28 protein-coding genes are annotated in these 24906 nt (G+C 61.4%); 12 read left to right on the top strand and 16 right to left on the bottom strand.

The window, feature by feature from the left end:
* Window positions 1-107 precede the first annotated feature (107 nt).
* From rpmI to pheT, 4 genes are all read left to right on the top strand, one after another.
* A complete protein-coding gene (rpmI, locus tag AS026_RS20745; RefSeq protein ID WP_007529267.1) occupies window positions 108-311 on the top strand; it encodes a 50S ribosomal protein L35 in 204 nt (67 codons plus the stop codon).
* Window positions 312-350: 39 nt separating this feature from the next.
* Complete coding sequence (rplT, locus tag AS026_RS20740) at window positions 351-755, top strand: 50S ribosomal protein L20 (RefSeq protein ID WP_007798644.1); 405 nt, start codon at window positions 351-353, stop codon at window positions 753-755.
* Window positions 756-1029: 274 nt separating this feature from the next.
* Window positions 1030-2112: a phenylalanine--tRNA ligase subunit alpha gene (gene pheS / locus AS026_RS20735; RefSeq protein WP_018855230.1), complete on the top strand. Its 1083-nt coding sequence runs from the start codon at window positions 1030-1032 to the stop codon at window positions 2110-2112.
* A 15-nt stretch (window positions 2113-2127) separates the two neighbouring features.
* Window positions 2128-4551, top strand: coding sequence for a phenylalanine--tRNA ligase subunit beta (gene pheT / locus AS026_RS20730; protein WP_062371469.1), 2424 nt, complete (start codon window positions 2128-2130; stop codon window positions 4549-4551).
* A gap of 278 nt (window positions 4552-4829) precedes the next feature.
* Here pheT and AS026_RS20725 read toward each other — a convergent pair whose 3' ends face one another.
* Both AS026_RS20725 and AS026_RS20720 read right to left on the bottom strand, forming a co-directional pair.
* Window positions 4830-5189: a nuclear transport factor 2 family protein gene (locus AS026_RS20725; RefSeq protein WP_018855227.1), complete on the bottom strand. Its 360-nt coding sequence runs from the start codon at window positions 5187-5189 to the stop codon at window positions 4830-4832.
* A 101-nt stretch (window positions 5190-5290) separates the two neighbouring features.
* Window positions 5291-6286 carry an aldo/keto reductase gene (locus AS026_RS20720; RefSeq protein ID WP_062371466.1) on the bottom strand — a complete coding sequence of 332 codons (996 nt, stop codon included), beginning with the start codon at window positions 6284-6286 and terminating at the stop codon, window positions 5291-5293.
* A 125-nt stretch (window positions 6287-6411) separates the two neighbouring features.
* Here AS026_RS20720 and AS026_RS20715 point away from each other — a divergent pair, with 125 nt between their 5' ends.
* On the top strand, window positions 6412-7302 hold the full coding sequence (locus tag AS026_RS20715; protein WP_018855225.1) for a LysR family transcriptional regulator: 891 nt from the start codon (window positions 6412-6414) through the stop codon (window positions 7300-7302).
* Window positions 7303-7341: 39 nt separating this feature from the next.
* Here AS026_RS20715 and AS026_RS20710 read toward each other — a convergent pair whose 3' ends face one another.
* Window positions 7342-7836: a YciE/YciF ferroxidase family protein gene (locus tag AS026_RS20710; protein ID WP_018855224.1), complete on the bottom strand. Its 495-nt coding sequence runs from the start codon at window positions 7834-7836 to the stop codon at window positions 7342-7344.
* Window positions 7837-7994: 158 nt separating this feature from the next.
* On the opposite strand from AS026_RS20710, the gene AS026_RS20705 reads away from it, so the two are divergent.
* Window positions 7995-8612 (top strand): hypothetical protein, encoded by a 618-nt coding sequence (locus tag AS026_RS20705; protein WP_062371463.1) that lies wholly within the window; start codon window positions 7995-7997, stop codon window positions 8610-8612.
* Here the strand turns inward: AS026_RS20705 and AS026_RS20700 are convergent.
* Window positions 8602-9045, bottom strand: a complete 444-nt coding sequence (locus AS026_RS20700; RefSeq protein ID WP_062371460.1) for a GNAT family N-acetyltransferase — start codon at window positions 9043-9045, stop codon at window positions 8602-8604. The genes AS026_RS20705 and AS026_RS20700 overlap by 11 nt on opposite strands.
* Before the next feature lie 12 nt (window positions 9046-9057).
* Entirely contained in the window at window positions 9058-10005 is a 948-nt protein-coding gene (locus AS026_RS20695) for an aldo/keto reductase (protein ID WP_062371458.1), read from the bottom strand.
* Between the two features lie 179 nt (window positions 10006-10184).
* On the opposite strand from AS026_RS20695, the gene AS026_RS20690 reads away from it, so the two are divergent.
* Complete coding sequence (locus AS026_RS20690) at window positions 10185-11171, top strand: Gfo/Idh/MocA family protein (RefSeq protein WP_062371456.1); 987 nt, start codon at window positions 10185-10187, stop codon at window positions 11169-11171.
* A 2-nt stretch (window positions 11172-11173) separates the two neighbouring features.
* Here AS026_RS20690 and AS026_RS20685 read toward each other — a convergent pair whose 3' ends face one another.
* Window positions 11174-11551, bottom strand: a complete 378-nt coding sequence (locus AS026_RS20685; RefSeq protein WP_018855219.1) for a GtrA family protein — start codon at window positions 11549-11551, stop codon at window positions 11174-11176.
* Window positions 11548-12561 carry a glycosyltransferase gene (locus AS026_RS20680; protein WP_062371454.1) on the bottom strand — a complete coding sequence of 338 codons (1014 nt, stop codon included), beginning with the start codon at window positions 12559-12561 and terminating at the stop codon, window positions 11548-11550. Before AS026_RS20680 ends, AS026_RS20685 begins: the two co-directional genes overlap by 4 nt.
* A gap of 155 nt (window positions 12562-12716) precedes the next feature.
* On the opposite strand from AS026_RS20680, the gene AS026_RS20675 reads away from it, so the two are divergent.
* The gene (locus tag AS026_RS20675; protein ID WP_062371451.1) at window positions 12717-14558 is read left to right on the top strand and encodes a hypothetical protein; all 1842 of its coding nucleotides are present in this window, start codon (window positions 12717-12719) and stop codon (window positions 14556-14558) included.
* Between the two features lie 3 nt (window positions 14559-14561).
* On the opposite strand, the gene AS026_RS20670 is transcribed toward AS026_RS20675, so the two are convergent.
* Complete coding sequence (locus AS026_RS20670; RefSeq protein WP_062371449.1) at window positions 14562-14798, bottom strand: hypothetical protein; 237 nt, start codon at window positions 14796-14798, stop codon at window positions 14562-14564.
* Between the two features lie 125 nt (window positions 14799-14923).
* The gene (locus tag AS026_RS20665) at window positions 14924-15187 is read right to left on the bottom strand and encodes a spike base protein, RCAP_Rcc01079 family (RefSeq protein ID WP_062371447.1); all 264 of its coding nucleotides are present in this window, start codon (window positions 15185-15187) and stop codon (window positions 14924-14926) included.
* A 217-nt stretch (window positions 15188-15404) separates the two neighbouring features.
* On the opposite strand from AS026_RS20665, the gene xseA reads away from it, so the two are divergent.
* Window positions 15405-16994 (top strand): exodeoxyribonuclease VII large subunit, encoded by a 1590-nt coding sequence (xseA, locus tag AS026_RS20660; RefSeq protein ID WP_062371444.1) that lies wholly within the window; start codon window positions 15405-15407, stop codon window positions 16992-16994.
* Between the two features lie 87 nt (window positions 16995-17081).
* The gene (locus AS026_RS20655) at window positions 17082-18191 is read left to right on the top strand and encodes an endonuclease/exonuclease/phosphatase family protein (protein WP_062371441.1); all 1110 of its coding nucleotides are present in this window, start codon (window positions 17082-17084) and stop codon (window positions 18189-18191) included.
* 66 nt (window positions 18192-18257) lie between these two features.
* Here the strand turns inward: AS026_RS20655 and AS026_RS20650 are convergent, their stop codons facing one another.
* The gene (locus AS026_RS20650; protein ID WP_062371439.1) at window positions 18258-18740 is read right to left on the bottom strand and encodes a MarR family winged helix-turn-helix transcriptional regulator; all 483 of its coding nucleotides are present in this window, start codon (window positions 18738-18740) and stop codon (window positions 18258-18260) included.
* A gap of 100 nt (window positions 18741-18840) precedes the next feature.
* Here AS026_RS20650 and AS026_RS20645 point away from each other — a divergent pair, with 100 nt between their 5' ends.
* Complete coding sequence (locus AS026_RS20645; protein ID WP_018855210.1) at window positions 18841-19749, top strand: EamA family transporter; 909 nt, start codon at window positions 18841-18843, stop codon at window positions 19747-19749.
* Here the strand turns inward: AS026_RS20645 and AS026_RS20640 are convergent.
* Window positions 19697-20950: an aminopeptidase gene (locus tag AS026_RS20640; protein ID WP_018855209.1), complete on the bottom strand. Its 1254-nt coding sequence runs from the start codon at window positions 20948-20950 to the stop codon at window positions 19697-19699. The two genes, AS026_RS20645 and AS026_RS20640, sit on opposite strands and share 53 nt — an antisense overlap.
* Window positions 20951-21069: 119 nt before the next feature.
* Entirely contained in the window at window positions 21070-21786 is a 717-nt protein-coding gene (locus tag AS026_RS20635; protein ID WP_062371499.1) for a glutathione S-transferase family protein, read from the bottom strand.
* 77 nt (window positions 21787-21863) lie between these two features.
* On the opposite strand from AS026_RS20635, the gene AS026_RS20630 reads away from it, so the two are divergent.
* Window positions 21864-22313 (top strand): MarR family winged helix-turn-helix transcriptional regulator, encoded by a 450-nt coding sequence (locus AS026_RS20630; protein ID WP_082728561.1) that lies wholly within the window; start codon window positions 21864-21866, stop codon window positions 22311-22313.
* A gap of 2 nt (window positions 22314-22315) precedes the next feature.
* Here the strand turns inward: AS026_RS20630 and ybaK are convergent, their stop codons facing one another.
* The 4 genes from ybaK to AS026_RS20610 form a co-directional block, all read right to left on the bottom strand.
* Window positions 22316-22789: a Cys-tRNA(Pro) deacylase gene (ybaK, locus tag AS026_RS20625; RefSeq protein WP_062371435.1), complete on the bottom strand. Its 474-nt coding sequence runs from the start codon at window positions 22787-22789 to the stop codon at window positions 22316-22318.
* A 3-nt stretch (window positions 22790-22792) separates the two neighbouring features.
* On the bottom strand, window positions 22793-23143 hold the full coding sequence (locus AS026_RS20620; RefSeq protein WP_018855205.1) for an ArsC family reductase: 351 nt from the start codon (window positions 23141-23143) through the stop codon (window positions 22793-22795).
* Window positions 23144-24199: a M14 family zinc carboxypeptidase gene (locus tag AS026_RS20615; protein ID WP_062371433.1), complete on the bottom strand. Its 1056-nt coding sequence runs from the start codon at window positions 24197-24199 to the stop codon at window positions 23144-23146.
* 86 nt (window positions 24200-24285) lie between these two features.
* Window positions 24286-24684: a 2'-5' RNA ligase family protein gene (locus AS026_RS20610; RefSeq protein ID WP_245307568.1), complete on the bottom strand. Its 399-nt coding sequence runs from the start codon at window positions 24682-24684 to the stop codon at window positions 24286-24288.
* Window positions 24685-24906 lie beyond the last annotated feature (222 nt).

Raw genomic sequence — 24906 nt, 5'->3', positions numbered from 1 at the left:
CAGATCAACAACAAACGCTCCCGCACCTTGTTGCGACGGCCGGAAACCGGGCATCGCGAGAAGGCTTCTTTGATGAAGAGCAGGGGGTCCAGAAACGGAGTAGCAAAATGCCCAAGATGAAGACGAAGTCTGCTGCCAAGAAGCGGTTCAAGATCACCGCGACCGGCAAGGTCAAGGCTGCAGCTGCTGGCAAGCGCCATGGCATGATCAAGCGTACCAACAAGTTCATCCGCGATGCACGTGGCACGATGGTTCTCGCAGAACCCGATGGCCGCAAGGTCGTGAAGAACTACCTGCCGAACGGTCTCTAAGACTATTCCGCGAACGCTTTAGATTAAGGAGATCATGAAATGGCACGTGTAAAAAGAGGCGTTACCGCCCACGCCAAGCACAAGAAGGTTCTGAAGGCCGCTAAGGGCTTTTACGGCCGTCGCAAGAACACCATCCGCGCTGCGAAGGCTGCTGTCGATCGTTCGAAGCAGTATGCTTACCGCGACCGCAAGATCAACAAGCGCAACTTCCGCGCCCTCTGGATCCAGCGCATCAACGCCGCTGTCCGCGAATTCGGCCTGACCTACGGCCGCTTCATCGACGGCCTGAACAAGGCTGGCATCGAAGTCGACCGTAAGGTTCTCTCCGACATGGCAATCCATGAGCCGGAAGCATTCGGTGCACTCGTTGCTGCCTCCAAGAAGGCTCTCGAGTACCTGAAGGACGCCGGTACGAAGAACGAGTTTGAAGCAGCCGTCAACTAAGCCGGCGCTGTCAGAGCTTTTGCTTCGATGATTTAGAACCCGCGCTGGCCAGGCTTGCGCGGGTTCTTTGCATTTGGCGCGATGGCGATTGAGACGGCATTGCCCGCGATGGGCCGTTCCTCTCTCGACGTCGCGGGCTTTTTGTGGTGTGCCCGGTTGATTGGCCGCGTGCACATGGGTAGTGATCTGCGACGCTTCATCGTGGCGCTTGAGCTATTCGATGCATGTTTTCGTGAATTATCGACAAGACTGACGCCCTGTGAGGCAGGAAAAGATGACCGAACTCGAAACCCTGGAAAAGCAACTTCTGTCTGATGTGGCAGCCGCTGCCGACGAGCCGGCGATTGAAGCCGTGCGTGTTGGCGCGCTCGGCAAGAAGGGTTCGGTCTCCGAGCTCCTGAAGACGCTCGGTGCAATGACGCCGGAAGAGCGCCAGACGCGCGGCGCTGCCATCAACGCACTGAAGAACGCCGTCACCGACGCAATCACCGACCGCAAGGCGGAGCTGAAGAAGGCCGCGATCGATGCGCGCCTGAAGGCCGAGACGGTCGACGTCAGCCTGCCGGTACGCTCTTCGCCAGCCGAGCGCGGCCGTATCCATCCGATCAGCCAGATCATCGACGAAATCACCGCGATCTTCGGCGACATGGGTTTCTCGATCGCCGAAGGTCCGGATGTCGAGACCGACTACTACAATTTCACGGCGCTGAACTTCCCGGAAGGCCACCCGGCCCGCGAGATGCACGACACCTTCTTCTTCAATCCGGATGAGAACGGTGAGCGGAAGGTGCTGCGCACGCACACCTCGCCGGTACAAGTGCGCACCATGGAAGCGCAGAAGCCGCCGATCCGCATCATCATCCCCGGCAAGACCTACCGCCAGGATTCGGACGCCACGCACTCGCCGATGTTCCACCAGGTCGAAGGCTTGGTCGTCGACAAGAAGGCGAATGTCGCCAACATCCGCTGGGTGCTCGAAGAGTTCTGCAAGTCCTTCTTCGAGGTCGACAGTGTGACGATGCGCTTCCGCCCGTCCTTCTTCCCGTTCACCGAGCCGTCCTTCGAAGTCGACATCCAGTGCGACCGCTCCGGTCCGATCGTCAAGTTCGGCGAAGGCACCGACTGGATGGAGATCCTTGGCTGCGGCATGGTGCATCCGAACGTGCTCCGCGCCGGCGGTCTCGATCCCGATGAATACCAGGGCTTTGCCTGGGGCATGGGCCTCGACCGCATCGCCATGCTGAAATACGGCATGCCTGATCTGCGCGACTTCTTCAACGCCGACGTCCGCTGGATGACCCATTACGGCTTCCGCCCGCTCGACATGCCGACGCTGTTCGGCGGCCTGAGCGCGTAAGGGAGGATAGAGATTATGAAGTTCACACTCTCCTGGCTGAAGGATCATCTGGAAACGGATGCGACCCTCGATGAAATCTGCACCCGCCTGACCGAGATCGGGCTCGAGGTCGAGGACGTCGATGACAAGGCGGCGTTCAAGCCCTTCGTCATCGCCAAGATCCTGACCGCCGAGAAACACCCACAGGCCGATCGCCTCAAGGTTCTCTCCGTCGATACCGGCAAGGGCGCCCCCGTCCAGGTCGTCTGCGGCGCTCCCAATGCGCGCGCCGGCTTGATCGGCGCCTTCGCGGCCCCCGGCACCTATGTTCCCGGCATCGACGTGACGCTCGCCGTCGGCAACATCCGCGGCGTCGAAAGCCACGGCATGATGTGTTCGGAGAAGGAGCTGCAGATCTCCGACAGCCACGATGGCATCATCGATCTCCCCGAGGATGCGCCGGTTGGTGAAAGCTACGCCGCCTACGCGCATCTCGACGATCCCATGATCGAGATCAACCTGACGCCGAACCGTCCGGATTGCACTTCGATCTACGGCATCGCGCGTGACCTAGCTGCTTCCGGCCTCGGCACGCTGAAGACACGCCCGGCACCGACCTTCACTGTTGAAGGCGAGACGCCGGTGAGGCTGACGCTCGACCTTGACGATCCGAAGCTCTGCCCGGGCTTTGCGCTGCGTCTCGTACGCGGCGTCAAGAACGGCCCGAGCCCGAAATGGGTGCAACAGCGTCTGCTCGCTATCGGTCTTCGCCCGATCAACGCGCTCGTCGATATCACCAACTACATGACCTTCGACCAGGGTCGCCCGATGCACGTCTTCGACGCCGCCAAGGTCAAGGGCAACCTGACCGTCCGTCGCGCCAAGGACGGCGAGACGGTGCTTGCGCTCGATCAGCGCGAGTACAAGCTTGGGCCGAATAATGTCGTGATCGCCGATGCCGATGGCATCGAGTCGATCGGCGGCATCATGGGCGGCGAGCATTCCGGCTGCGACGAGAACACCACCGACGTCTTGATCGAGAGCGCTCTCTGGGATCCAATGAACATCGCGAAATCAGGCCGCGGCCTCGGCATCATCACCGATGCCCGCTACCGCTTCGAGCGCGGGGTCGATCCGGAGTATATGGTTCCCGGTCTCGAGCGCACCACCGAGCTGGTGCTCGAATTCTGCGGCGGCACGGCCGCCAAGGCAGAGGTCGTCGGCTACAACGGTTATGACGCAAAGATCGTCGACTTCCCCTTCTCCGAGGTCAAGCGCCTGACGGGTCTTGAGGTTTCCACGCAGGAAAGCACCGAGATCCTGACGCGCCTCGGCTTCAAGGTTACCGGTTCGGGCGAACGCGTTTCCGTCGCCGTTCCCTCCTGGCGTCCCGATGTCGATGGCAAGGCCGACCTCGTCGAAGAGGTCATGCGCATCCACGGCGTCGACAACATCAAGCCGGCGCCGTTGGAAAGCCATGCGGCCGTCAACGGCAGGATCCTGACGACGCTGCAGATCCGCACTCGCATCGCCAAGCGCGCGCTTGCCTCGCGCGGTATGCTGGAAGCCGTCAATTGGTCGTTCATCTCAGAGGATCAGGCAAAGCTCTTCGGCGGCGGCTTGCCGGCACTCAAGCTTGCCAATCCTATTGCTGCCGATATGTCCGACATGCGCCCCTCGCTGCTCCCCGGCCTGCTGACGGCTGCCCAGCGGAATGGCGACAAGGGCTATGGCGACGTTGCGATCTTCGAGGTGTCCGGCACCTATGAGAACGACCGGCCGGAAGGCCAGCGCCGCGTTGCCGGCGGCGTCCGTCGCGGCACGGCATCGATGTCAGGCTCCGGCCGCATGTGGTCGAACGCTGCCAAGGGCGGCGGCAAGCCGGTGGACGTCTTCGACGCCAAGGCCGATGCGCTGGCCGTGATCGAAGCCTGCGGCCTGCCGATGGGCAACATCCAGATCGAGCAGGGCGGTCCCGAATGGTTCCACCCCGGCCGTTCCGGTACGATCAAGATGGGTCCGAAGGTCGTGCTCGGCTATTTCGGCGAGTTCCATCCCTCGACGCTGGAAGCGCTCGATGTCTCGGGCGCGCTCTGCGGCTTCGAGGTCTATGTCGACGCCATGCCCGAGCCGAAGAAGAAAGCCACCCGCACCAAGCCGGCGCTGGAACTGTCTGCCTTCCAGGCCGTCAAGCGCGACTTTGCCTTCGTCGTCGACAAATCGGTGGAAGCCGGCGCGATCATCAAGGCCGCGACCGGTGCCGACCGCAAGCTGGTCACATCAGTCAATGTCTTCGACATCTTCGAGGGTCCGTCACTCGGTGAAGGCAAGAAGTCGGTAGCGATCGAAGTGCAGATCCAGCCGGTCGAGCGCACGCTGACCGACGAGGATTTCGAGGCGCTGACTGAGAAGATCGTTGCCAGCGTGACGAAGTTCACCGGTGGCGTTCTCAGAGCCTGAGGCCAAGATCTCCTGAAGCAAAGGGCCGACGATCATTTCGCCGGCTCCGACTGCTGACGAAGTGTTCTTTTTGCGGAGCGTTCGGTTTCTCCGTCATGCCGGCCTTGTGCCGGCATCCAGCGGCACCGCGTCTGCGGTGCGAAAGGCCTTTTGCGCGCAAGGACTTGCGCGCGCTGGACCCCGGCTCATCGGTCGGGGTGACGACGGAGAGAGCTTCCATCCCAATATGCTAAAGGCTTTGTCAGCAAGCTGGGCCGGCGGTCGTCTCGCCGGCTTTTCTATGTGTGGAGATAGTAGAGCTTGTTGACGATCGTCCAGCGGCCGTCGATTTTCAGCATCGAGAGATAATCGGTGAAGCGCATGCCGGCGAAATCGTCGCTGACCTTCACGCACGCCGCATCGCCGACGATGTCAAGCATCTGGATGTCCATGTGCGGCTGGGTTGTGGGTGGTGCCGAACCTTCGGCGACGATCGCGGCAATGAATTCTTCCCGGTTCAGCCACTCGACCGCGTTCTCGTAGTGCCCGATGATGTCGCACTGCGGATGGAAGGCCTTCCGCAATGCAGCTTCGTTGGCGAAGGTCATGCCCTCGACGTAGAGATGGACGACTGCTTCGATTGCCTGCTGGTCCGACATGTCTCACCTCGCCAGGAACATGCCCAATAGCATAGTGCAGCGAATGGGTGCGGCAAGATCGCCGGATGCGGCAGGGGGCAATCGATGCCTCCGCCTTTCGGCTAGAGGTTGGTCATCGCGAGCGACGCGTCGGAGTAGCGCTTGCCGGCAATCTGATCGAGCGAGATGGTCTCTGTCAGTTCGGTCAGCTCCGTCTTGCTCAGCACGATATCGGCTGCGGCGGCGTTCTGCTCGAGATGGTTCACCTTGCGAGCGCCCGGGATCGGCACGATGTCGTCGCCCTGGTGCAGGACCCAGGCGAGCGCCAGCTGTGCGGTGGTCACGCCCTTCTCCTTAGCGACTGCCTCGAGCTTTGCCACGAGCGCGGCATTGGCGTCGAAATTGTCCGACTGGAAGCGCGGCAACTGGCGCCGGAAATCGTCGGCGCCAAGATCCTCCGGCTTCTGGATAGCGCCCGTCAGGAAGCCACGGCCAAGCGGGCTATAGGGCACGAACCCGATCCCGAGTTCGCGGCACGTGTCGAGAACGCCGTTTTCCGGGTCGCGGGTCCAGAGCGAATATTCGCTCTGCAGTGCTGCGATGGGGTGGACGGCATGGGCGCGGCGGATCGTGGCGCTGCCGGCTTCCGAAAGGCCGAGTGCGCGAACCTTGCCTTCGCGTACCAGCTCGGCCATCGCGCCGACGGTCTCCTCGATCGGCACATTGGGGTCGACACGATGCTGGTAGAAAAGGTCGATCGTTTCGACGCCGAGCCGTTTCAGAGAGGCTTCTGCCACTCGCTTCACGTTTTCCGGGCGGCTGTCGACCCCGGTCAGGGCTGCGGCGCCGGATTTATTCGGATCCAGCTTGAAGCCGAACTTGGTGGCGATGACGACGCGGTCGCGCACGGGCTTCAATGCCCGGCCGAGGAGCTCTTCATTGGTGTAGGGGCCGTACATTTCGGCCGTGTCGAAGAAGGTGATACCGAGATCGACGGCACGGTTCAGCGTCCTGATCGACTCGTTTTCGTCACTGGCGCCATAGGCGAAGCTCATGCCCATGCAGCCGAGGCCGACGGCAGAGACTTCAAGGTCGTTTCCGAGTTTGCGGGTTTTCATGCGGGGCTCCTTTGTGAGCGAAAGGTCAAACCACGGTCGATGCCGGGTACTGATGAAAACTAGCGCCCCATCAGCCTTCAAAAAATGGGTGCAATCCGTAACAGGCTGTTCTAATCATTCGATCAATGAACCGCACGCAGCTTGCCCAACTCGTCGTTCTCGCCGCCGTTTCCGAACGACGAAGTTTTCGCGCGGCCGCCAAGGAGCTGGAAATTGCGCCATCCGCCGTCAGCCACGCGATCTCGCGCCTGGAAGAAAGCCTCGGCGTCCGGCTGCTGGCACGGACGACGCGCAGTGTCGCGCCGACGGAGGAGGGGCGTCTGCTGCTGCAGCGCCTGAAGCCGGCGCTTGATGAAATCGGGATCGCGCTGGAAGCGGTCACCGAGGCGGGTGGAAGGCCGGCCGGAAATCTGCGCATCTCCGCGCCGCGTTTTGCCTCGGATATCCTGCTTGCGCCGCGGCTTGGCGAATTCCTGAACCGCTATCCTGATATCACCCTCGAAATCGCCAATGAGGATGGGTTCACCGATATCGTTCGGGAAGGTTTCGACGCCGGCATTCGCCTGGAGGAGAGCCTCGAGGCGGACATGATCGCCGTGCGGGCCTCGCCGAATCTGACCACGGTGATTGCGGGTTCTCCCGACTATTTTGAGCGGCACCCGAAACCCTTGCATCCCTCCGATCTGGTTCACCACCGCTGCATCAAGCGGCGTTTTACAAACGGCACGATCTATCGCTGGGAATTCGAAAAGGACGGCCAGGAGCTGGTTGTGGGAGTCGATGGTCCCCTGATCGTCAGTGAGGACAGGCTGGGATTGATCGCGGCGCTGAATGGCGTGGGGCTCGCCTATCTGTTCGACCTGCGCGTCGAGCACGAACTGGCAAGCGGCAAGCTCGTCCGTGTGCTGGAGGACTGGTGTTCGCCCTATCCGGGGCCATTCATCTACTATCCGAGCCGGCGCCAGATGCGGCCAGCTCTGCGTGCCTTCATCGACTTCTTCCGTTATGTCGGGTGAAGCGGAGGGATGCCGTTGGGCATCCCGCCGGATCGACGGTCAGGCCGCGGCCTTCTGGTTGGCAGCCGTCATGGCCAGCTTCGACAATGTCTTGTCGGTTGCCGCTTCTTCCTGCAGCGTCTTGTCGAGCAGGGCAACGACGTCCTTCTTGCCGAGGGTCTGCGCCCAGGTCTTCAGCGTGCCGTAGCGGGCGATCTCGTAGTGCTCCACTGCCTGCGCAGAGGAGATGAGACCGGCATCGATAGCCGGCGAGCCCTTGAACTCATCGATGATCTCTTCGCCCTCGGCAATGATGCCCTGGATCGCCTCGCAGGTCTTGCCCTGGGCGCGCTTGCCGACGAGGTCAAAGACCTGCTGCAGGCGCTCGACATGTCCCTCGGTCTGCTCGCGATGCTTTTCGAAGCCGGCCTTCAGCTCTTGCGATTGAGCCGCCCGCGCCATTTTCGGCAGGGTGCGCAGGATTTGCCGTTCGGCAAAATAGATGTCCTTGAGCGTATCGTAGAATAGATCGTCGAGGGTCTTTTCTTTGGCCATTGTCTCTTCCTTCCTGGGTGTGGGGGATCCGCGCTTCCTTGGCGGGGAGCTACGGAAGCTAGGGAAAGACAGGAGGTAGCCAATTGTTCCGGTCGTTTTCGGGTTGCGTTGATCGGCGGGGGAGGCAGAGTGAGACGTTCAACCAACGGGAGCTTTTCGTGAAGAAACCTGGATCGATGAAGGGCCTGGAGGAACTCGGGCGTGCGCGCCTTTCGAAGAATTTCTTCCTCCGTGATTTCCTGCATTCCGAAATCGCCGATTTCTATCGCATTCCGAATATCCCCGAAAATCCCGATCTGGCGATCGAAGCGGGAAGGCGGCTCTGCGGGGAGTTGCTGGAACCGCTGCAGGCGACGTTCGGCCGGCTGCACGTCCGTTCCGGCTATCGCTCGCCTGAGGTCAACCAGTTCGGCAACCGCAACAACCTCAACTGCTCGTCAAATGCCGCCACGGCCGCCGATCACATCTGGGACCTGCGCGATTTCGATGGCTGCATGGGTGCCACCGCCTGTGTCGTCGTCCCGTGGATGGTCGACAACTACAGCAACGAAGAGGACTGGCAGAGGCTGGCATGGTGGATCCACGATCATCTGCCCTATGCCTCGCTCTGCTTCTTCCCGAAGCTCTGGGCCTTCAACATCCAATGGCACGAACGGCCGCGCCGGGTCATCCAGAGCTATGTGAGGCCACGCGGCATCCTGACGAAGCCGGGCATGGGGAACTGGGAGGGCAGCCACGCCGGCTTGTATGAGGGCTTCCCGCCGCTCAGAAATTGATGCGGTAGCGGATGTGCCCGTCGTTCTCGACATAGCTGTCGTACAGCGCCCGCGCCGTCTTGTTCTGTTCGCTGGTGTGCCAGTAGAGCCGCGACCAGCCGTTCTTCTTGCAGAGCGAAACGAGATCGTCCATCAAGGCGCGGCCCACACCCTTTCCGCGTGCGGCCGGATCGACGAAGAGGTCTTCGAGATAGCAGTCCTTGCCACGGATCCAGGTGCCCTCATGCGTCAGGCTGAGGGTGAAACCCATCATCTTGCCGTCCACCTCGGCGACACGCATGAAGATCGCAGACGCCGGATCGAAGACCCGGCGCCATGTCGCATCGGTGATGTCAGGATCGACCGTGACCTCGTAGAAGGCGAGATAGCCGGCCCAAAGCTCGCGCCAGCGCGCTTCGTCCTCGGGCTTCGCATCGCGGATCGTCACGGTCATCGGTCCCTCCCGTCAGGCGCCGGCCCTGTCGAGCAGCGCCATCGCGTCATCGGAGAGTGAAAGCGTCGCTGACTTGGTCAAGCTCTCAAGTTGCGACAGGCTGGTAGCACTGGCGATAGGCGCCGTCACGCTCTTCTTTCTGAGCAGCCAGGCAAGCGCGATCTCTGCCGGCTTGGCGCCGGTTTCCGCCACGACCTTGTCGAGCGCTGCCAAAATGCGCAGTCCCTTGTCGTCGAGATATTGCGCCACCCGGCCTTCGCGGGCGCGGCCTTCCGTATCGGCCTTCGTGCGATACTTTCCGGAGAGAAAGCCGGCGGCAAGGCTGAAATAGGTGATGACGCCGATATCTTCCTTGACGCAGAGATCCGCCAGCGGTCCCTCGAAGCTCGCGCGTGCATAGAGATTGTATTCCGGCTGGATGACATCGTAGCGCGGCACGCCGGCCCTCTCGGCGGCATCGAAGGACGCCTGAAGCTGCGTGGCGTCGAGATTGGAGCAGCCGATCGCGCGGATCTTGCCCTGCTGCTTCAGCTTGGCGAAGGCGCCGAGCGTCTCCTCATAGGGCGTGTTCTCGTCCGGCCAATGCGAGAGATAGAGGTCGATATAGTCGGTCTGCAGCCGGCGCAGCGAATCCTCAACCGCCTTCAGGATATAGGTCTCCTTCAGCGTCTTGCCCTGACCCATGTCGGAGCCGACCTTGGTGATGACGACGGCCTTGTGGCGGGACACCTTGCCGCGCTTCAGCCACTTGCCGATGATCTCCTCGGACTCGCCGCCCTTGTTGCCCGGCACCCACGCTCCATAGACGTCGGCCGTGTCGATCGTGTTGAAGCCCGCGTCGAAGAAGGCATCGAGAATATCGAAGGACGTCTTCTCGTCGGCGGTCCAGCTGAAGACGTTGCAGCCCAAGACGATCGGGGCGATCGAAAGGCCGGTTTTTCCAAGACGGCGCATATCCATAGCGCTCTCCTAAAGTGCCGGATTGATTGAAATCGTTGACGCGGCAGAACACCGCCGAAGTCTAACCTAGCGTGGCTTCGAACGATTGGAAACCAACTCCGCGATTTGTGATCGCGCCATTGCGCCGCCGTGGCCGGCTTACTAAGGTGCGCAAAAATCGAACCAGGAGGACCCAGGCTATGCTGCGTTTTGGTATTCTTTCGACCGCAAAGATCGGCCGTGAACTCGTCGTACCCGCCATTCAGGATGCGGAAAACTGCGTCGTGACGGCCGTTGCGAGCCGCGATCTGGCGAGGGCTCGCGAGATGGCGGATCGTTTTTCCGTTCCGCACGCCTTCGGCTCCTACGAGGAGATGCTCGCTTCCGACAAGATCGATGCCGTCTATATTCCGCTGCCAACCTCGCAGCACGTCGAGTGGACGATCAAGGCCGCCGATGCCGGCAAGCATGTGCTCTGCGAAAAGCCGATCGCGCTCAAGGCAGACGAGATCGACAGTCTGATTGCCGCCCGCGACCGCAACAAGGTTCTCATCACCGAAGCCTACATGGTCACCTACGCACCGGTCTGGCGGAAGGTTCGCTCGCTGATAGCGGACGGCGCGATTGGCACACTCCTGCATGTTCAGGGCGCCTTCACGTATTTCAACCGCGACCCCGGCAACATGCGCAACATTCCCGAACTCGGCGGCGGCGCGCTGCCTGATATCGGCGTCTATCCGACGATCGGCACACGCTTTTCCACCGGCAAGGAGCCGCTGCGCGTCCAGGCCGTCACCCGCCGCGACCCGGAATTCGGCACCGACATCTATTCCAGCGTCAAGGCCGATTTCGGCGATTTTGAACTGACCTTCTATATCGCTACCCAGATGGCGAACCGCCAGGTCATGGTTTTCCATGGCACCGACGGCTTCATCGAGGTGAAGTCACCGTTCAATGCTGACCGCTGGGGCGCCGAGGAGATCGAACTCACCAACCGCAGCCACAATGAATCAACGATCTTCCGCTTCCCCGACAGCCGCCAGTACAAGCGCGAAGCCGAGGCCTTTGCGCGCGCTGCCAAGGGTGAGAATGAAGAGGTGGTGACGCTGGAGAGCTCGAAGCTCAGCCAGAAGTTCATCGATGCGATCTACCGCGCCAGCGAGAAGGACGGCTGGGAGCCCGTCTGAGCTCAGTCGCCTCGAAAAACGAAGCGGGAATAGCCGACGAAGCTGAAGACCGTGGACGCGGCGGTGGAAAGAACCATCGCCGCGAGTGGTTGCAGGTCAGGTAGCCGCAGCAGCAGCGCCGAATAAAGCCCATAGTTCACCAGCGCCGCCGTCACCCCGACGGAGCCGTAGCGAAATCCCTCGACGGCGAGCGAGTGTCCCGAGCGATCGAAGGTGAATGTTCTGTTGAAGATCCACGTCGCTGCCATTGCCAGAGCGATCGCGATCACGCGAGCAATGAATGGGCCAAGCGGCGTGATATGCAGCAAGAGCGCAAGAACGCCTGCATCGACCATAAAGCCAAGGCCGCCAGCAATCCCGAAGCGGAGCAGCTTCTTCATCTGGTGCTGATCTTGGCCGACTGTTGATGATAATCGTCGAGATCATCAGGCAGCAAGGGTGTGTGCTCGCGCGGGCGCGGAGCCATAAGGCTCATATAGTGGATGCGAAGCTGCTCTGCGCGGGCGCGCGAAACGGAATCGAGGATCACGCCGGCGGTAAACATCATGAACGACACCATGATCAGTGCCATAGACAGGACCCATGTCGGCATTCGGCTGACGAGACCCGTTTCAAAATACTCGAAGAGGACGGGCGTCATGAATCCGAGACTCGCTGACATAAAAATCGCGCTGATGATGCCAAAGAACACGAAGGGCCGCGTTTCCTTCATCAGCATCGCGAACATCCAGAGGATCTTGGCGCCATCCTTGAAGGTCGAAAGCTTCGAGTGAGAACCTTCCGGCCGACGGCCGTAATCCAGTTCCAGCTCGCTGACAGGCAGCTTCAGACGCGACGCATGCACGGACATTTCCGTTTCGATCTCGAAGCCTCCCGAGACGGCAGGGAAACTCTTGACGAAGCGTCGCGAGAAGACGCGGTAGCCCGAGAAGATATCGGTGAAATCAGTACCGAAGATCGTCCGGTACAACATGTTGAAGATCTTGTTGCCGAAGGCATGCCCCTGCCTGCCGGCATCCGCATGGACGCCGCGCCGTGTGCCGACGACCATGTCGGCGCGCTCCGTCAGCAGGGTGCGGATCAGTTCCTCAGCATCGTCGGGCGAGTAGGTGCCGTCGCCATCGGCCATGATGTAGATGTCGGCGTCGATGTCGGCGAACATGCGCCGGACAACGTGACCTTTGCCCTGCCGACGTTCGCGCACCACGTGGGCACCGGCAAGCATCGCGTGGAGTGCCGTGCCATCCGTGGAGTTGTTGTCGTAGACGTGGATGGGGGCGCCCGGCAACGCAAACTTGAATCCCCGGACAACGGCGCCGATCGTCGAGGCCTCGTTGTAGCAGGGCAGGAGCACGGCAATATTCAGATTGTCGATACGCGATCCGGTCATGATCACACCCGCGGCGAAGAAATCTCGGCAAGAATAGACGGTGCGCGTTAACAAGTGGCTATGGAGCCGGCGAAAACTGCGCGTGAGCAGGACTTTTACGGTTTCTTGACCGGCGAACGGTAGGATCTTGGCACTCAAACGGTGAGATCCGCTTCATGACGAATGTAGCCCAGATGATCGCTGGTTCCACATCGGCATCGCCGATCGCCAAGCTGCGCGCCATGATGACCCTGTTATGGCCATCGGTGCTTTTTTACAGCGCTGTCCTTATTGCCGCGATCCTCGCTCTGAAGCTGCCTAGCGCGACCGACTATGTCGGCGCCGATAATGATGACGGCATGCGGCTTGTCGAAGTGCGTGATTTCCTGAACGGGCAGGGCTGGTTCGACCTCATGCAATACCGCATGGGACTCGGTGATGGTACGCTGATGCACTGGTCCCGGCTGATCGACCTTCCGATCGCGACGCTGATCCGGTTTTTCGGCTTCTTTTTCCCGCAAGAGCGGGCAGAGGCGGTTGCGCTGGCCGTCTGGCCGCTGTCGCTGATCGTTCCGAGCCTGTGGGCCATGGGACTTGCCGGCCGGCGCATCGGCGGCACGTTCGGCATGCATGTCGCCTTGGGGCTGACCGCTCTGCTCCTGGTTGCGAACAACCGCTTTCTGCCGGGCGCCATCGACCACCACAACGTCCAGTTTGCACTGGTCGCCATCATGACGGCGATGTTGCTCGACGAAAACCATCGGCCGCTCAGCTACGCCGTCGCCGGGCTGGCGGCCGCGATGGCGATCGCGATTGGGGCCGAAACGACGCCGTTCGTGGCGGTGGTATGCGTTGTCGTCGCCGTTTCGTGGGCTTGGGAAGGCGAGCCGTTCGCGCGCGCTGCCAAGGCTTTCGGGCTCGCCCTGGGTCTGTCCATCAGCCTGCTTTTCGTCGGAACCGTTCCGCCAAGGCTTTACTCGGCCGTGACCTGCGATAACCTGTCGCTCGGCTATTACAGTCTTGCGGCCATCGGCGGCGGGCTGTTGCTCTTTGCCGCCACGTTCGCGAGCGGACGGAGCCGACTGCTGCGATTTGCGGCCGTCGGCGGGATCGGCGCGGTCGTGCTCGTCTCCGCCGTCACGATCGCTCCGCAGTGCCTTCATAGTCCGCTGGCCGACCTCGATCCGCTTCTTGTCGAGCTCTGGTTGGACCGCGTGCAGGAGGCACAGTCGATCCTTGGCGCCAATTGGCAGGACCCTTTTACGCTTGGCTTCTACTATTCGACTGGGGCTTTTGCGCTTGCCGTCTGCATGTTCCGCCTCGCTTACGGCGATCGCGTGCGGGTCCATCTTGTTCTGCTGTCCCTCCTCGCCGTCAGTTGGACAATCGCCGCGGTGCAAGTGCGCGGCACCGCGTTTTCCAATCTTCTTGCAATCCTGCCGCTGACATTGCTGATCATCGACATGCGCCGGTTATCGGCCAGTGACAGCGAAGATGTCGCGGCCGCCTTTTGCTACCTTTCCACGGTTCTCTTGAGCGTGGCGGCGGTGTGGGGGTTAGCGGGGGGGCTTATCGGCATGCAGATGGGGAATGGTGAAAGCATCCTGCAGACCGCACCCGCAAAACCGTCCTGCTCGTCGAAGTCGTCCATCGCGCCTTTGGCCGATTTGCCGGCCGGCCTGGTGGTCGCGCCGTCGGACGTCGGTGTGTCGATCCTTCGCTTTACCGGCAATCGCATACTGGCGGCGCCGTATCATCGAAACCAGGGCGGCATGCTGACGGAAATACATATTGGCCTGGCAGAACCGCAGGAAGCCGAGGCCTTCCTGAAGGGAGTCGGGGCTACGGTCCTTGCCTATTGCGCCGACAATCCGCAGACCAGGGAGCTTACGAAAATGAAGCCGGACGGCCTCTATGCGCAACTGGCGAAGGGCGTCGTTCCGGCTTACCTGCAATCCATACCGACGCCCGAGGGCGCGCCCATCCGGCTCTTCCGTTACGTGCCCACCGGCTCGTAAGGCCTAGATGAAGCGTCGGCGGTCCCGGCTGCGATCGAAGGCGTAGAGGCCAAGCAGGCAGATCATGAGACCAGCGTCATAGCAGACGATGGCGGCCGCAAGATCAAGAATGGATGTGGATGAGACCCAGGCCGCACCAGCATAGGCGACGCAGATGAGGCAGCCGACCAACACCATCGAAAAGATCGAGCGCATTGGCGCGGTAGCGAAACCAAGTATTGTGGTCGTCAGAGCGATCATCAGCCTCTCCTGAGTCGCGGCAGCATAGGCGTGTCCATCTTACCGAACAATTAATCTCGCGGCTTATTACCGTTTTCCCCAGTGGTTGCAACCGGCACGATTCCGGCCTGCAGCACAAAGGCAAGCTAGGTCAGCCCAAGAATGCTCTCTGCCGTGGTGCCGGTGGCGTGGACCCGAGAGATTCGAAGTGGCAGGACCGAGCCGTCTGGAACCGAAGCAAAGGTGAGCGCCTGCCCAGACGCCATGGTCACGACAAGGTCTCCACCGATGCCGACATAGACTGCCCTCGTGATCTCAACGAGGTCAAGACTGTCATTGGGGATGATGGCGAAACCGGCGCTCGCGGGACCGGTGAGCGAAGGGGCATGGGAGGCGAAACGGTCGGACATGGAAAACTCCTCTTGTCGGTTGCCCGATCTTCGCTCCGCAAGGATTGCCGGGGAAAACGGAGAGGTGATCGATTCGCCTGCTTTCCGGTTCGACCGATCTAAGCTGTTGATGCTGAACGAAAAATGAGGGTGCCGCCGGCTTTGGCTACGGAAGAGCGCATAAAATCATCCCCCTTCGGAGGCTGCTCTTTGCCGCCTCATCGGCTAGAACAGGATCATGAGCAACGTCTTCGAGAATGATTCGCCGAGCAATCTTACCGAGTACTCGGTTTCGGAGCTGTCCGGCTCGATCAAGCGCACGGTCGAGACAGCCTTCGACCAGGTGCGCGTGCGCGGCGAAATTTCCGGATACCGGGGCCCGCACTCTTCCGGTCACGCCTATTTTTCCTTGAAGGATGACCGTGCCCGTATCGATGCCGTCGTCTGGAAGGGCAACTTCTCAAGGCTGAAATTCCGTCCCGAGGAAGGGATGGAGGTAATCGCCACCGGTAAGATCACGACCTTCCCGGGTTCATCGAAATATCAGATCGTCATCGAGACGCTGGAGCCGGCCGGCGCCGGCGCGCTGATGGCGCTGATCGAAGAGCGCAAGCGCCGGCTTGGCGCCGAGGGCCTGTTCGACCCGTCCCGCAAGCGGCGGCTTCCCTTCATGCCAAAGGTGATCGGTGTCGTGACGTCGCCCACAGGCGCCGTCATTCGCGACATTCTCCACCGCATCTCCGATCGCTTCCCGGTTCATGTCATCGTCTGGCCGGTAAAGGTGCAGGGCGAAGGCTCGGGCGAGGAAATCGCCAATGCCATCCGAGGCTTCAACAGCTTCGAGACGCGTGGGGACATGCCCCGCCCTGATGTCCTGATCGTCGCGCGTGGCGGCGGCAGCCTCGAGGATCTCTGGAGCTTCAATGACGAAATCGTCGTACGCGCGACGGCCGAAAGCCAGATTCCGCTGATCTCTGCGGTCGGCCACGAAACGGATTGGACGCTGATCGACTACGCTGCCGATGTGCGTGCACCGACCCCGACCGGTGCGGCTGAAATGGCCGTTCCCGTGAAGGCCGAACTGGAGGCGCAGACGGCCGCTCTTGGCGCCCGCCTACAGGGCTGCATGAGCCGCCGCATGGATCACCATCGCCAGTCCGTCCGGGCGCTGGTCCGCGCGCTGCCGTCGCTGGATCAGCTCTTGGCGCTGCCGCGTCGCCGGTTCGACGAGGCTGCCGCCGGTCTCGGCCGCGGCCTCGAACTCAACACGATCAACAAGCGCCGCAGCTTCGAGCGAACGGCGGCGCATTTGCGGCCCGATGTCCTCTCGAACCGCATCACCGAGCGCCGCCAGTATCTCAACGAACGGATCACGCGTGCGGAGCGCACGATCGAGCGTTTTATCGAGCGTTCCAGAGCACCAGTCAGTCGTGCGGATGCTATTTTTGCGACATTGCCGGCTCGTCTGAAGACGCAGACATCGCGGCTGCGCGACCGTCTCGCCAATCTATCGCGTCACGCCGACACAGCGGTGGCGCATCAGCTGACGCGGGCACGCGGCGAGGTCGCGGCGCAGTATCGCGTGCTGCAGTCGTTGTCCTACGAGAATGTCTTGAAGCGCGGCTTTGCAGTTATCCGGGACGATGAGAATAGGCCGGTGTCACAGGCTGCAATGTTGTCCGCAGGCTCGGGTATCTCAATCCAATTCGCGGATGGTCGCGTCGGCGCGGTGACCACCGAGGGGCTCCCGTCTTCATCCACGTTGAAGAAACGAGCACAAAAGCCACAGGATGAGCAGGCGCCGCCAAAGCAAGGCACTCTCTTCTAGATAGGTGCTGACGACCCAATCCTGGGGCGACATCATTGAAATGCAACATATACGTGTCATTATCCCCGATAAACGGGAGGGCGTGACATGAGACTTGCATCCTTCAATGTCGAAAACCTGTTCGACCGCGCAAAGGCGATGAACCTGGAAACCTGGGCCGACGGCCGGGTTGTTCTCGACCGCTTTGCCGAACTGGAGAAATTGCTGGGGCAGGTGACCTACAGCGAAGCCGACAAGGCGCGCATGGCCACGCTGATCATCGAGCTCGGCATGGAGGGGAGTGATACGGGTCCCTTCGTCATTCTTCGGCGCAATAGGGGCAGTCTTCTGAAACGGCCGAGAGCCGGCGGGGTGGTCATCACCGCCAACGGTCGCATCGACTGGGTCGGATCGCTGGAATTGCGTGACGAGCCGATCAACGAGATCGCCATGCAGAACACGGCGCGCGTCATGAGTGATCTCGAGGCCGATATTCTCGGCATCGTTGAAGTCGAGAGCCGGCCTGTGCTCACTGCTTTCAACACCCAGGTGCTGCCGGCCGTTGGCGGCAACCCCTTCACGCAGGTCATGGTGATCGACGGAAATGACGAGCGGGGCATCGATGTCGGGCTGATGACCCGAAAGGGTTTAGCGCTCGACATCATGCGCAGCCACGTCGATGACAGGGACGCGGCAAGCAACCCGATCTTCTCGCGCGATTGCCCCGAATATTTCGTGACGACGCCCGGGGGAACGACGCTGCTTGTCATGGTCAATCATTTCAAGAGCAAGGGTTTCGGCAGCGCTCAGTCCTCCGATGCTCGCCGGCACGCGCAAGCGCAGCGGGCGCGCGAGATCTACGAGAAGCGTCTCGCGGAAGGATTCGACCACATCGCACTGATCGGCGACCTCAACGACACGCCGGATAGCGCCCCGCTGGCGCCGTTGAAGGAGAGCACGTTGAAGGATGCCTTTACGCATCCCGCGTTCGATGACGGCGGCTTTCCTGGGACCTTCGGTCTTGGCAACGCCGGAAACAAGATCGACTACCTGTTCCTGTCGCCGAAGCTTTTTGACAAGGTCGAGCGAGGCGGTGTCTTCCGCAAGGGCGCCTGGCCCGGAAGCCGGCCGAAACGCTGGGAGACCTATCCGGAACTCACCGAGCCGAAACACGCGGCGTCGGATCATGCCGCCATCTGGGTTGACCTGCACATCTGAGGCCAAAGACAGGGAGGCTGCCGTCCGTCGATGCCACGGCACACACGAGGAGGGCTGCTGGCCCGGCTACTCGAATGTCGCCAGAAACTTGCGCAGCAGGGCGTCGAGCTGGGCCTTCTCCTCCGCGCTGAAACCCTGCGTCAAGCGTTGCTGATTGGCGACGTGGAGGCCGACGGCACTTTCCACGGCGGCAAATCCGGCTTCGGTCAGGGCGATGAGAACACTTCGCCGATCATCCGGATTGAGAACGCGCTCGACCAGGCCCGCTTTCTCCAACTGGTCGATCCGGTTGGTCATGGTGCCGGAACTGACCATCGTCATGGAGAGCAAATCGCCGGGGGAGAGCCGGTATGGCGCGCCTGAACGCCTGAGGGTTGCCAGCACATCGAAGGACGAGGAGGAGAGTCCCTGCTGCTGCAGCACCTGGTCGACCTCGCGGGCGAGGTGCGTCGTCAGCCGCTTCAGTCGCCCCATGATGCCCATCGCCTCGGTATCGAGGTCGGGGCGCTCGTTTTTCCATTGCGCAAGTATCTTGTCGACGCGATCCATCGGTCAGCCCGTTCTTCTGCGAAGACTGTTATCATCGCGTATCTTGACGTCAAGATAAATGGCGCTACATTGTATTTATCTTGATGTAGAGATTCTTGATATGAAGAAAACTCAAGCACCGCTTTCTGAGGTGCTGATCACGGCGTTGGCTCCGACGATCTGGGGCAGCACCTATTTCGTCACGACATCCTTTCTTCCGCACGGATATCCGCTGACGGTCGCCTTCCTGCGGGCTCTGCCGGCCGGGCTTCTGCTGCTTGCGATCGTCCGGCAGCTGCCGCAGGGAATCTGGTGGCTTCGCGCCTTCGTGCTCGGCGGCCTGAATTTCTCGTTCTTCTGGGCAATGCTGTTCGTGTCGGCCTATCGTCTGCCGGGCGGTGTTGCCGCGACCGTCGGAGCCATTCAGCCGCTCATCGTCATCCTGCTGTCGCGCATCTTCCTCGGCCGGCCGATCCACGCCGTTGCCGTTGGGGCCGGCGTGGTCGGGATGACAGGTGTGGCACTTCTCGTGCTCACACCCAATGCGGCGCTCGATCCGATCGGCGTTGCCGCCGGCATTGCGGGGGCGGTTTCGATGGCATTCGGCACGGTGCTGACGCGACGTTGGGTTCCGCCGGTTTCGAATCTGGCCTTTACCGCATGGCAGCTCACGGCCGGCGGCATCCTGCTCGCGCCCGTCGCCTTCTTTGTCGAACCCACACTGCCGGTGCCGACCGCGGCCAATGTGCTGGGCATCGCCTATCTTGGCCTGATCGGCGCAGCGTTCACCTATTTGCTGTGGTTCCGGGGGCTCGCGCGTATCGAACCGTCAGCTGCGGCCTCGTTGGGCTTCCTGAGCCCGGTCACCGCCACCTTTATCGGTTGGCTGGCTCTCGGGCAAAGCCTGACGCCCGCGCAGATCTTCGGCTTCGCGATGGTGCTCGCGAGCGTCTGGCTCAGTCAGCGCACGATGTCGGTCAGGCCCACTCGCCCTGACGCATCACCGGAACCCGCGAGCCGTCCGGCTTGATGCCGTCGATATCGACCTGGCCCGAGCCGATCATCCAGTCGATGTGGATCAGGCTCGAGTTGCCGCCTTGCGCCTTGATCTGCTCCTGCGTCAGGCTTGCGCCGTTGACGAAGCACTTCGAATAGCACTGGCCGAGCGCGATGTGGCACGAGGCGTTCTCGTCGAACAGCGTGTTGTAGAAGAGAATGCCGCTGGCCGAGATCGGCGAGGAATGCGGCACCAGCGCCACTTCGCCCAAGCGGCGCGCGCCCTCATCGGTATCCAGCACCTTGTTCAGCACTTCCTCGCCACGCGAAGCCTTCGCTTCGACGATCCGGCCGCCTTCGAAGCGAACCCGGATGTTGTCGATCAGCGTGCCCTGATGGGACAGCGGCTTGGTGCTCGAAACATGGCCTTCGACGCGCAACGCATGCGGGGTCGTGAAGACTTCCTCGGTCGGAATGTTCGGATTGCAGGTAATGCCGTTCTTGGCCGTCGACGAGCCGCCGTGCCACTCGTGACCGTCGGCAAGACCGACCGTCAGATCGGTGCCAGGTCCCCTGAAGTGCAGCGAGGCGAAGCGCTCGCCATTCAGCCAGTGCGAGCGTTTGGCGAGATTGGCATTGTGCTCGGCCCAGGCCGCAATCGGGTCTTCGACATCGACGCGCGACGCCGCGAAGATCGCCTTGGCGAGCTTGGCAACGGCGATTGCTTCCGGATCGTCAGGGAAGACGAGCGCTGCCCAGGACGGGTTGGGGTAGGAGACGATGTTCCAATTGATGTCGAAATTCGAGATCTTTTCCAGCGCCGGCTTGTAGGCCGCCGAGTTCGCCCGGTTGGCACGGCCGACCTTTGCCGGATCCTGTTCCGAAAGCAGCATCGGATTGTCGCCAGAAACCGCAAGGCGTGCAGTGCCTTTGGCATAGGCCTTGGCCATGCCGTCGTAGAGCCAGTCGGAGGCGCGATCGAAGCTCTGATCACTGCCATATCGGTAGCGCGCCAGCGTCGAATCCTCGTCCGAATAGAACGCTGTCACCAGCCCGGCACCTGCCATATAGGCATGCTGGGTAATCAGGCGCACGAGGGGCAGGGCGACGACCGGGGCCGTGATCACGAGATCCTGGCCCGTCTGCAGCTGCAGCCCGACCTTGACGGCCACCTCCGCCAGTTTCTCAAGCTTTACGGGATCCACGGAGGTCTGGCTTTGCGGCATGAAATTCATGATCGGTCACTCCTCGAACAAAACGGATTGGCCGGTAGACTTAGACCCCTTTACGGCGAAATTGAAGCTCGCTTGTCGACCGATGGCAGCTCTTTGCCGCCATCGGCCCACACGCGGGATTAGGCCGCCGAAACGGATGGCTGCTGCAACAGCACCGCGTCGTGGCGCTTCAGGAAGGCCATCAGCCGGTCGGCATAGTCAGGTCCGACGGCGGCCTTCACGCTCGGTCTCTCGGACAGCGCTGTCCGCCAGGCCTGGACGCGGGGCAGGCCGGCAAAAATGCCGCTGCCGCCGATGGCGTCGAAGACGTCGAAGTAGCGAAAGATCGGCGCAAACACGGCATCGACCAGGCTGAAGTCCACGCCCGCAAAGTAGGGGCCATCCTTCAGTTCCGCCTCGATGGTGGCGAACTTTGATGCGAGCACCTGCCGCTTCGCCTCCAGCTGCGCGCGATCCTGCGTCGTTTCGTAGACCCAGAGATCGGAGAGGATCGAAGAGCCGAACTCCATCCAGCCACGGTGGCGGGCGCGTGTCAGCGGGTCGGATGGATGAAGGCGGCGGCCGTCCTGCGTCTCCTCCAGGTATTCACAGATTACGCTGCTTTCAAAGAGCACGTCCTGACTGCCGTCGCTGAGGCGAATGCAAAGCAGAGGCACCTTGCCGAGCGGCGAGACCTCCAGGAACCAGCGCGGTTTGTCCGCGAGGTCGATATTCACGCGCTCGAACGGCACTCCTTTTTCCGCAAGCGCGATCGCGGCGCGCTGTACGTAGGGGCAAAGGTGGTGGCTGACGAGCAGCAGAGCGGAACCGGATATTTGAGGTGGCAAATGATCCATCTTGGCAATCTCCATTGTAGATGCAATTGCATGTAATAGCTGTTGCGCCAGGATTCAAGATAGATGTAAATGCATGTATGAGTGAAAAGACGAATAGAGCCACGCCCTCCGATGCGGTGATCGATGCCTGGATCGGGCTGATGCGCGCGCAGCAGCGACTGCTCGGTCAGATCGAAGCGGATCTCAAGCAGGCCGGGCTCCCAGCGCTCGGCTGGTACGACGTGCTCTGGGAACTGGTGCGGTCGCCGCAGGGCAAGTTGCGGCCATTCGAGATCGAAGAACGAACGTTGCTAGCCCAATACAATCTTTCGCGACTGATCGACCGCCTCGAGAAGGCAGGGCTGGTGCAGCGCCAGAGCTTCGATCAGGACGGGCGCGGGCAGTGGGTAGTTGTAACCGAGGAGGGACGCGCGCTGCAGAAGCGCATGTGGAAGGTCTATGCCAGAGCCATCGAGGAGAACTTCGGCGCCAAGCTGAGCGAGGTCGACGTCGCGACGCTGACCTCGCTGCTGTCACGCTTCAGCTGAGATCAGGCAATGAGGGGCGCGGCGGCAGCCTTCAGCGTCTTCAACGCGTCCTTCGGGTCCAGCCGAACCTGCAGGCCGCGTTGCCCGCCGTTGATGTAGACCTGCGCCTCTGTCAGCGCTGTTTCCTCGATTGCTGTCGGGACGAGCTTCTTCTGGCCGAACGGGCTGATGCCGCCGACGTGGTAGCCTGTCAGGCGCTCGGCATGGGCGGGCTTCATCATGTTGGCGGACTTTCCGCCGAAGGCGTTTGCGAGCTTCTTCATGCTGACTTCACGATCCGACGGCACGACGACGCAGACCGCTTTGCCGTCGACCTCCGCCATCAGCGTCTTTAACACGCGATGCGGCTGCTCGCCAAGCGCTTCTGCCGCCTGCAGGCCAACGCGCTCCGCATTCGGATCATAGTCGTAGGTATGGACCGTGAAGGCAATTCCGGCTTGGCTCAGAACCTGCGTGGCGCGTGTGGTTTTCGACATCGATCAGGCCTTGAAGAAGCTGCCGTAGATCTCGGGCTTGAAGCCGATGAGCAACTTGCCGTCTGCCTCGACAACCGGCCGCTTGATCATCGATGGCTGCTCCAGCATCAGCGAGATCGCCTTGCCCTCGTCGAGATTTTCGCGCTCGGCCTCAGGCAGCTTCCGAAAGGTCGTGCCTGTTCGGTTGAGCACCGTTTCCCACCCGGCTTCCTTCGTCCAGGCCTGCAGATGCGCGCGATCGATCCCGACAGCCTTGTAGTCATGGAACTGGTAGGCGACGTCATGCTCTTCCAGCCAGGTTCGGGCCTTTTTCATGGTGTCGCAGTTCTTGATGCCGTAGATGGTGACGGTCACTTAGTCCTCCAGCGTTCCAGGCTTGCGTGTTGCCTTGCTGGCGGTCTTGCAAGCAATCTTCATCAGGTCGGCGCGGCGGCGAACCAGCCGTTCGGAGCTGCGCGTCACGATCAGGCCGGCCTGTGGTGCACAAATCTCGATGCTGCCGTCAGCCATGCCGGGGCGGGTGATCAACGTGGCAAGCACATCGCCTTCGCCAACCCATTCGCCGATGTTGCGTTGGAAGAGAACCGTGCCGGCCTCCGGCGCGCGGACCACCTCGATATTGTCGAGCGGGACAGCGGGGCCATCGAAAGCGGGCAGCGAGACCGGGGCATCGATTGCGCCGCGGCTTGCCAGGAATTCCCACAATCCCTCGGCATCCTTCTTCGCCATCTCGGGATAGACGTCACGCCGGCCGCGAAGCTCGACGGTGACAGACAGCTTGCCGGGCAGGCGCGATTGTTTCTCTGGAGTCTCGTATTTCCAGGCAAAACCGACGGCCTCCTCGAAGGCGGAACTCTCGCCATCGGAGAGAAGAACGGCTTCCATCTCCATCGCAGAGGCCAGATCGGCCGCCTCCGGCCAGAATGCCTCGTCGATATAGGCATATTGCAGGGATTCATCATCGCAATGCAGATCGATCACCAGATCGCAGCCGAGCGCCATATGCAGCAGCTGGCGCTTCAGTTTTTCGACGGCCGAACGGCGCTCGAGGTCCTCAAGCAACCCGTCGCGATCCTTCACCGAGATCAGCGGAAACTCCCTGTTGAAATTGGTGCGCGATCCAAGATCGAAGCGGCCCTGAAGTTCACCGAAATGCGACTGGGCCGCCCCGATCGGATTGGCATGCGGGACGACGATGAAGTCGCTCTTGATCTGACCGGCGTTTTCCGACTGGCGCAGTCTTTCACACAGGAAGTGAACCAACGCCGTGCCCGGCAGCTCGTTGGCGTGGAGAGCCGCCTGAATGTAGACCTTCGGTGCCTTGGGATCGCTGCCATTGAAACGAAGAACCGGCAAACGCCACTCGATACCCGCCGTGTCACCGGCAATAATGATCTCGGACGTGTTCATGTCGTTCTCCGCTTGATGCCTTGTCGCAGGAGCTTTAAGCGAGTTCGATAGCCGGAGGCAAGGTGTTATCCGCGCGCATGAAGCGGTCAGCGCCCGACCTTTTCGTAGCCTGCTTGACCCCGGCGATTGTGCAGCAGAACGAATTCGCGCGCAGCCATCACGACCGGCCTCTGCAGGGCGATCCGCGGCACCACGTCCTTGTCGTAGAGGAGCGTGGCGTGAGGTTGAAAGTTCGGGTTCAGATTGGCGTCTGCGCCCAACCGATGCATCTCGATCGCGATTTGCACATGCAGTTGCCGTAACAGTTCCTGTCCGCCATTGCCGGTGAGTACGATCGCGTTGTCCTGCGGCAGCAGGAAGGTGATGATATGGTCGAAGACGAGCTCGAACTGACACGCCTCGATCGCCGTTCCTGCCTGGCGTGCCGCCGCGATGACCCCCCTCGCGAATGCGGGCGCTTTTGCCGACACAATAGAGCGAGACATGCACGGCCGCCGGCGGACGCGGCGATGCGAGGGGAAGGTGTTCCCGCTGTAGCCACTGCTGGATCGACACGCATTCGTCGAGCGATTGCGGATCCGGCAATATCGCAAAGAAAAGACTCTCTCTGGCGAAGCGCGATGGTTGTTGGCGCGTCTTCGGCGAAGCGAAATCGAAAGATGCCTGCTAACATTTGATCTTGAAATGGCAAGAACAAAAAGAGAACA

It is taken from the genome of Rhizobium altiplani (genome assembly GCF_001542405.1).
Taxonomy (GTDB): Bacteria; Pseudomonadota; Alphaproteobacteria; order Rhizobiales; family Rhizobiaceae; genus Rhizobium; species Rhizobium altiplani.
Note: the sequence above shows the minus strand (reverse complement) of the source record. Positions and strands in the feature narration are given on the sequence as shown.

Coding starts and splice junctions, on each gene's coding strand:
- rpmI (WP_007529267.1), top strand. CDS start 108: ATGCCCAAGATGAAGACGAAGTCTGCTGCCAAGAAGCGGTTCAAGATC.
- rplT (WP_007798644.1), top strand. CDS start 351: ATGGCACGTGTAAAAAGAGGCGTTACCGCCCACGCCAAGCACAAGAAG.
- pheS (WP_018855230.1), top strand. CDS start 1,030: ATGACCGAACTCGAAACCCTGGAAAAGCAACTTCTGTCTGATGTGGCA.
- pheT (WP_062371469.1), top strand. CDS start 2,128: ATGAAGTTCACACTCTCCTGGCTGAAGGATCATCTGGAAACGGATGCG.
- AS026_RS20725 (WP_018855227.1), bottom strand. CDS start 5,189: ATGTCGGACCAGCAGGCAATCGAAGCAGTCGTCCATCTCTACGTCGAG.
- AS026_RS20720 (WP_062371466.1), bottom strand. CDS start 6,286: ATGAAAACCCGCAAACTCGGAAACGACCTTGAAGTCTCTGCCGTCGGC.
- AS026_RS20715 (WP_018855225.1), top strand. CDS start 6,412: ATGAACCGCACGCAGCTTGCCCAACTCGTCGTTCTCGCCGCCGTTTCC.
- AS026_RS20710 (WP_018855224.1), bottom strand. CDS start 7,836: ATGGCCAAAGAAAAGACCCTCGACGATCTATTCTACGATACGCTCAAG.
- AS026_RS20700 (WP_062371460.1), bottom strand. CDS start 9,045: ATGACCGTGACGATCCGCGATGCGAAGCCCGAGGACGAAGCGCGCTGG.
- AS026_RS20695 (WP_062371458.1), bottom strand. CDS start 10,005: ATGGATATGCGCCGTCTTGGAAAAACCGGCCTTTCGATCGCCCCGATC.
- AS026_RS20690 (WP_062371456.1), top strand. CDS start 10,185: ATGCTGCGTTTTGGTATTCTTTCGACCGCAAAGATCGGCCGTGAACTC.
- AS026_RS20685 (WP_018855219.1), bottom strand. CDS start 11,551: ATGAAGAAGCTGCTCCGCTTCGGGATTGCTGGCGGCCTTGGCTTTATG.
- AS026_RS20680 (WP_062371454.1), bottom strand. CDS start 12,561: ATGACCGGATCGCGTATCGACAATCTGAATATTGCCGTGCTCCTGCCC.
- AS026_RS20675 (WP_062371451.1), top strand. CDS start 12,717: ATGACGAATGTAGCCCAGATGATCGCTGGTTCCACATCGGCATCGCCG.
- AS026_RS20670 (WP_062371449.1), bottom strand. CDS start 14,798: ATGATCGCTCTGACGACCACAATACTTGGTTTCGCTACCGCGCCAATG.
- AS026_RS20665 (WP_062371447.1), bottom strand. CDS start 15,187: ATGTCCGACCGTTTCGCCTCCCATGCCCCTTCGCTCACCGGTCCCGCG.
- xseA (WP_062371444.1), top strand. CDS start 15,405: ATGAGCAACGTCTTCGAGAATGATTCGCCGAGCAATCTTACCGAGTAC.
- AS026_RS20655 (WP_062371441.1), top strand. CDS start 17,082: ATGAGACTTGCATCCTTCAATGTCGAAAACCTGTTCGACCGCGCAAAG.
- AS026_RS20650 (WP_062371439.1), bottom strand. CDS start 18,740: ATGGATCGCGTCGACAAGATACTTGCGCAATGGAAAAACGAGCGCCCC.
- AS026_RS20645 (WP_018855210.1), top strand. CDS start 18,841: ATGAAGAAAACTCAAGCACCGCTTTCTGAGGTGCTGATCACGGCGTTG.
- AS026_RS20640 (WP_018855209.1), bottom strand. CDS start 20,950: ATGAATTTCATGCCGCAAAGCCAGACCTCCGTGGATCCCGTAAAGCTT.
- AS026_RS20635 (WP_062371499.1), bottom strand. CDS start 21,786: ATGGATCATTTGCCACCTCAAATATCCGGTTCCGCTCTGCTGCTCGTC.
- AS026_RS20630 (WP_082728561.1), top strand. CDS start 21,864: ATGAGTGAAAAGACGAATAGAGCCACGCCCTCCGATGCGGTGATCGAT.
- ybaK (WP_062371435.1), bottom strand. CDS start 22,789: ATGTCGAAAACCACACGCGCCACGCAGGTTCTGAGCCAAGCCGGAATT.
- AS026_RS20615 (WP_062371433.1), bottom strand. CDS start 24,199: ATGAACACGTCCGAGATCATTATTGCCGGTGACACGGCGGGTATCGAG.
- AS026_RS20610 (WP_245307568.1), bottom strand. CDS start 24,684: ATGTCTCGCTCTATTGTGTCGGCAAAAGCGCCCGCATTCGCGAGGGGG.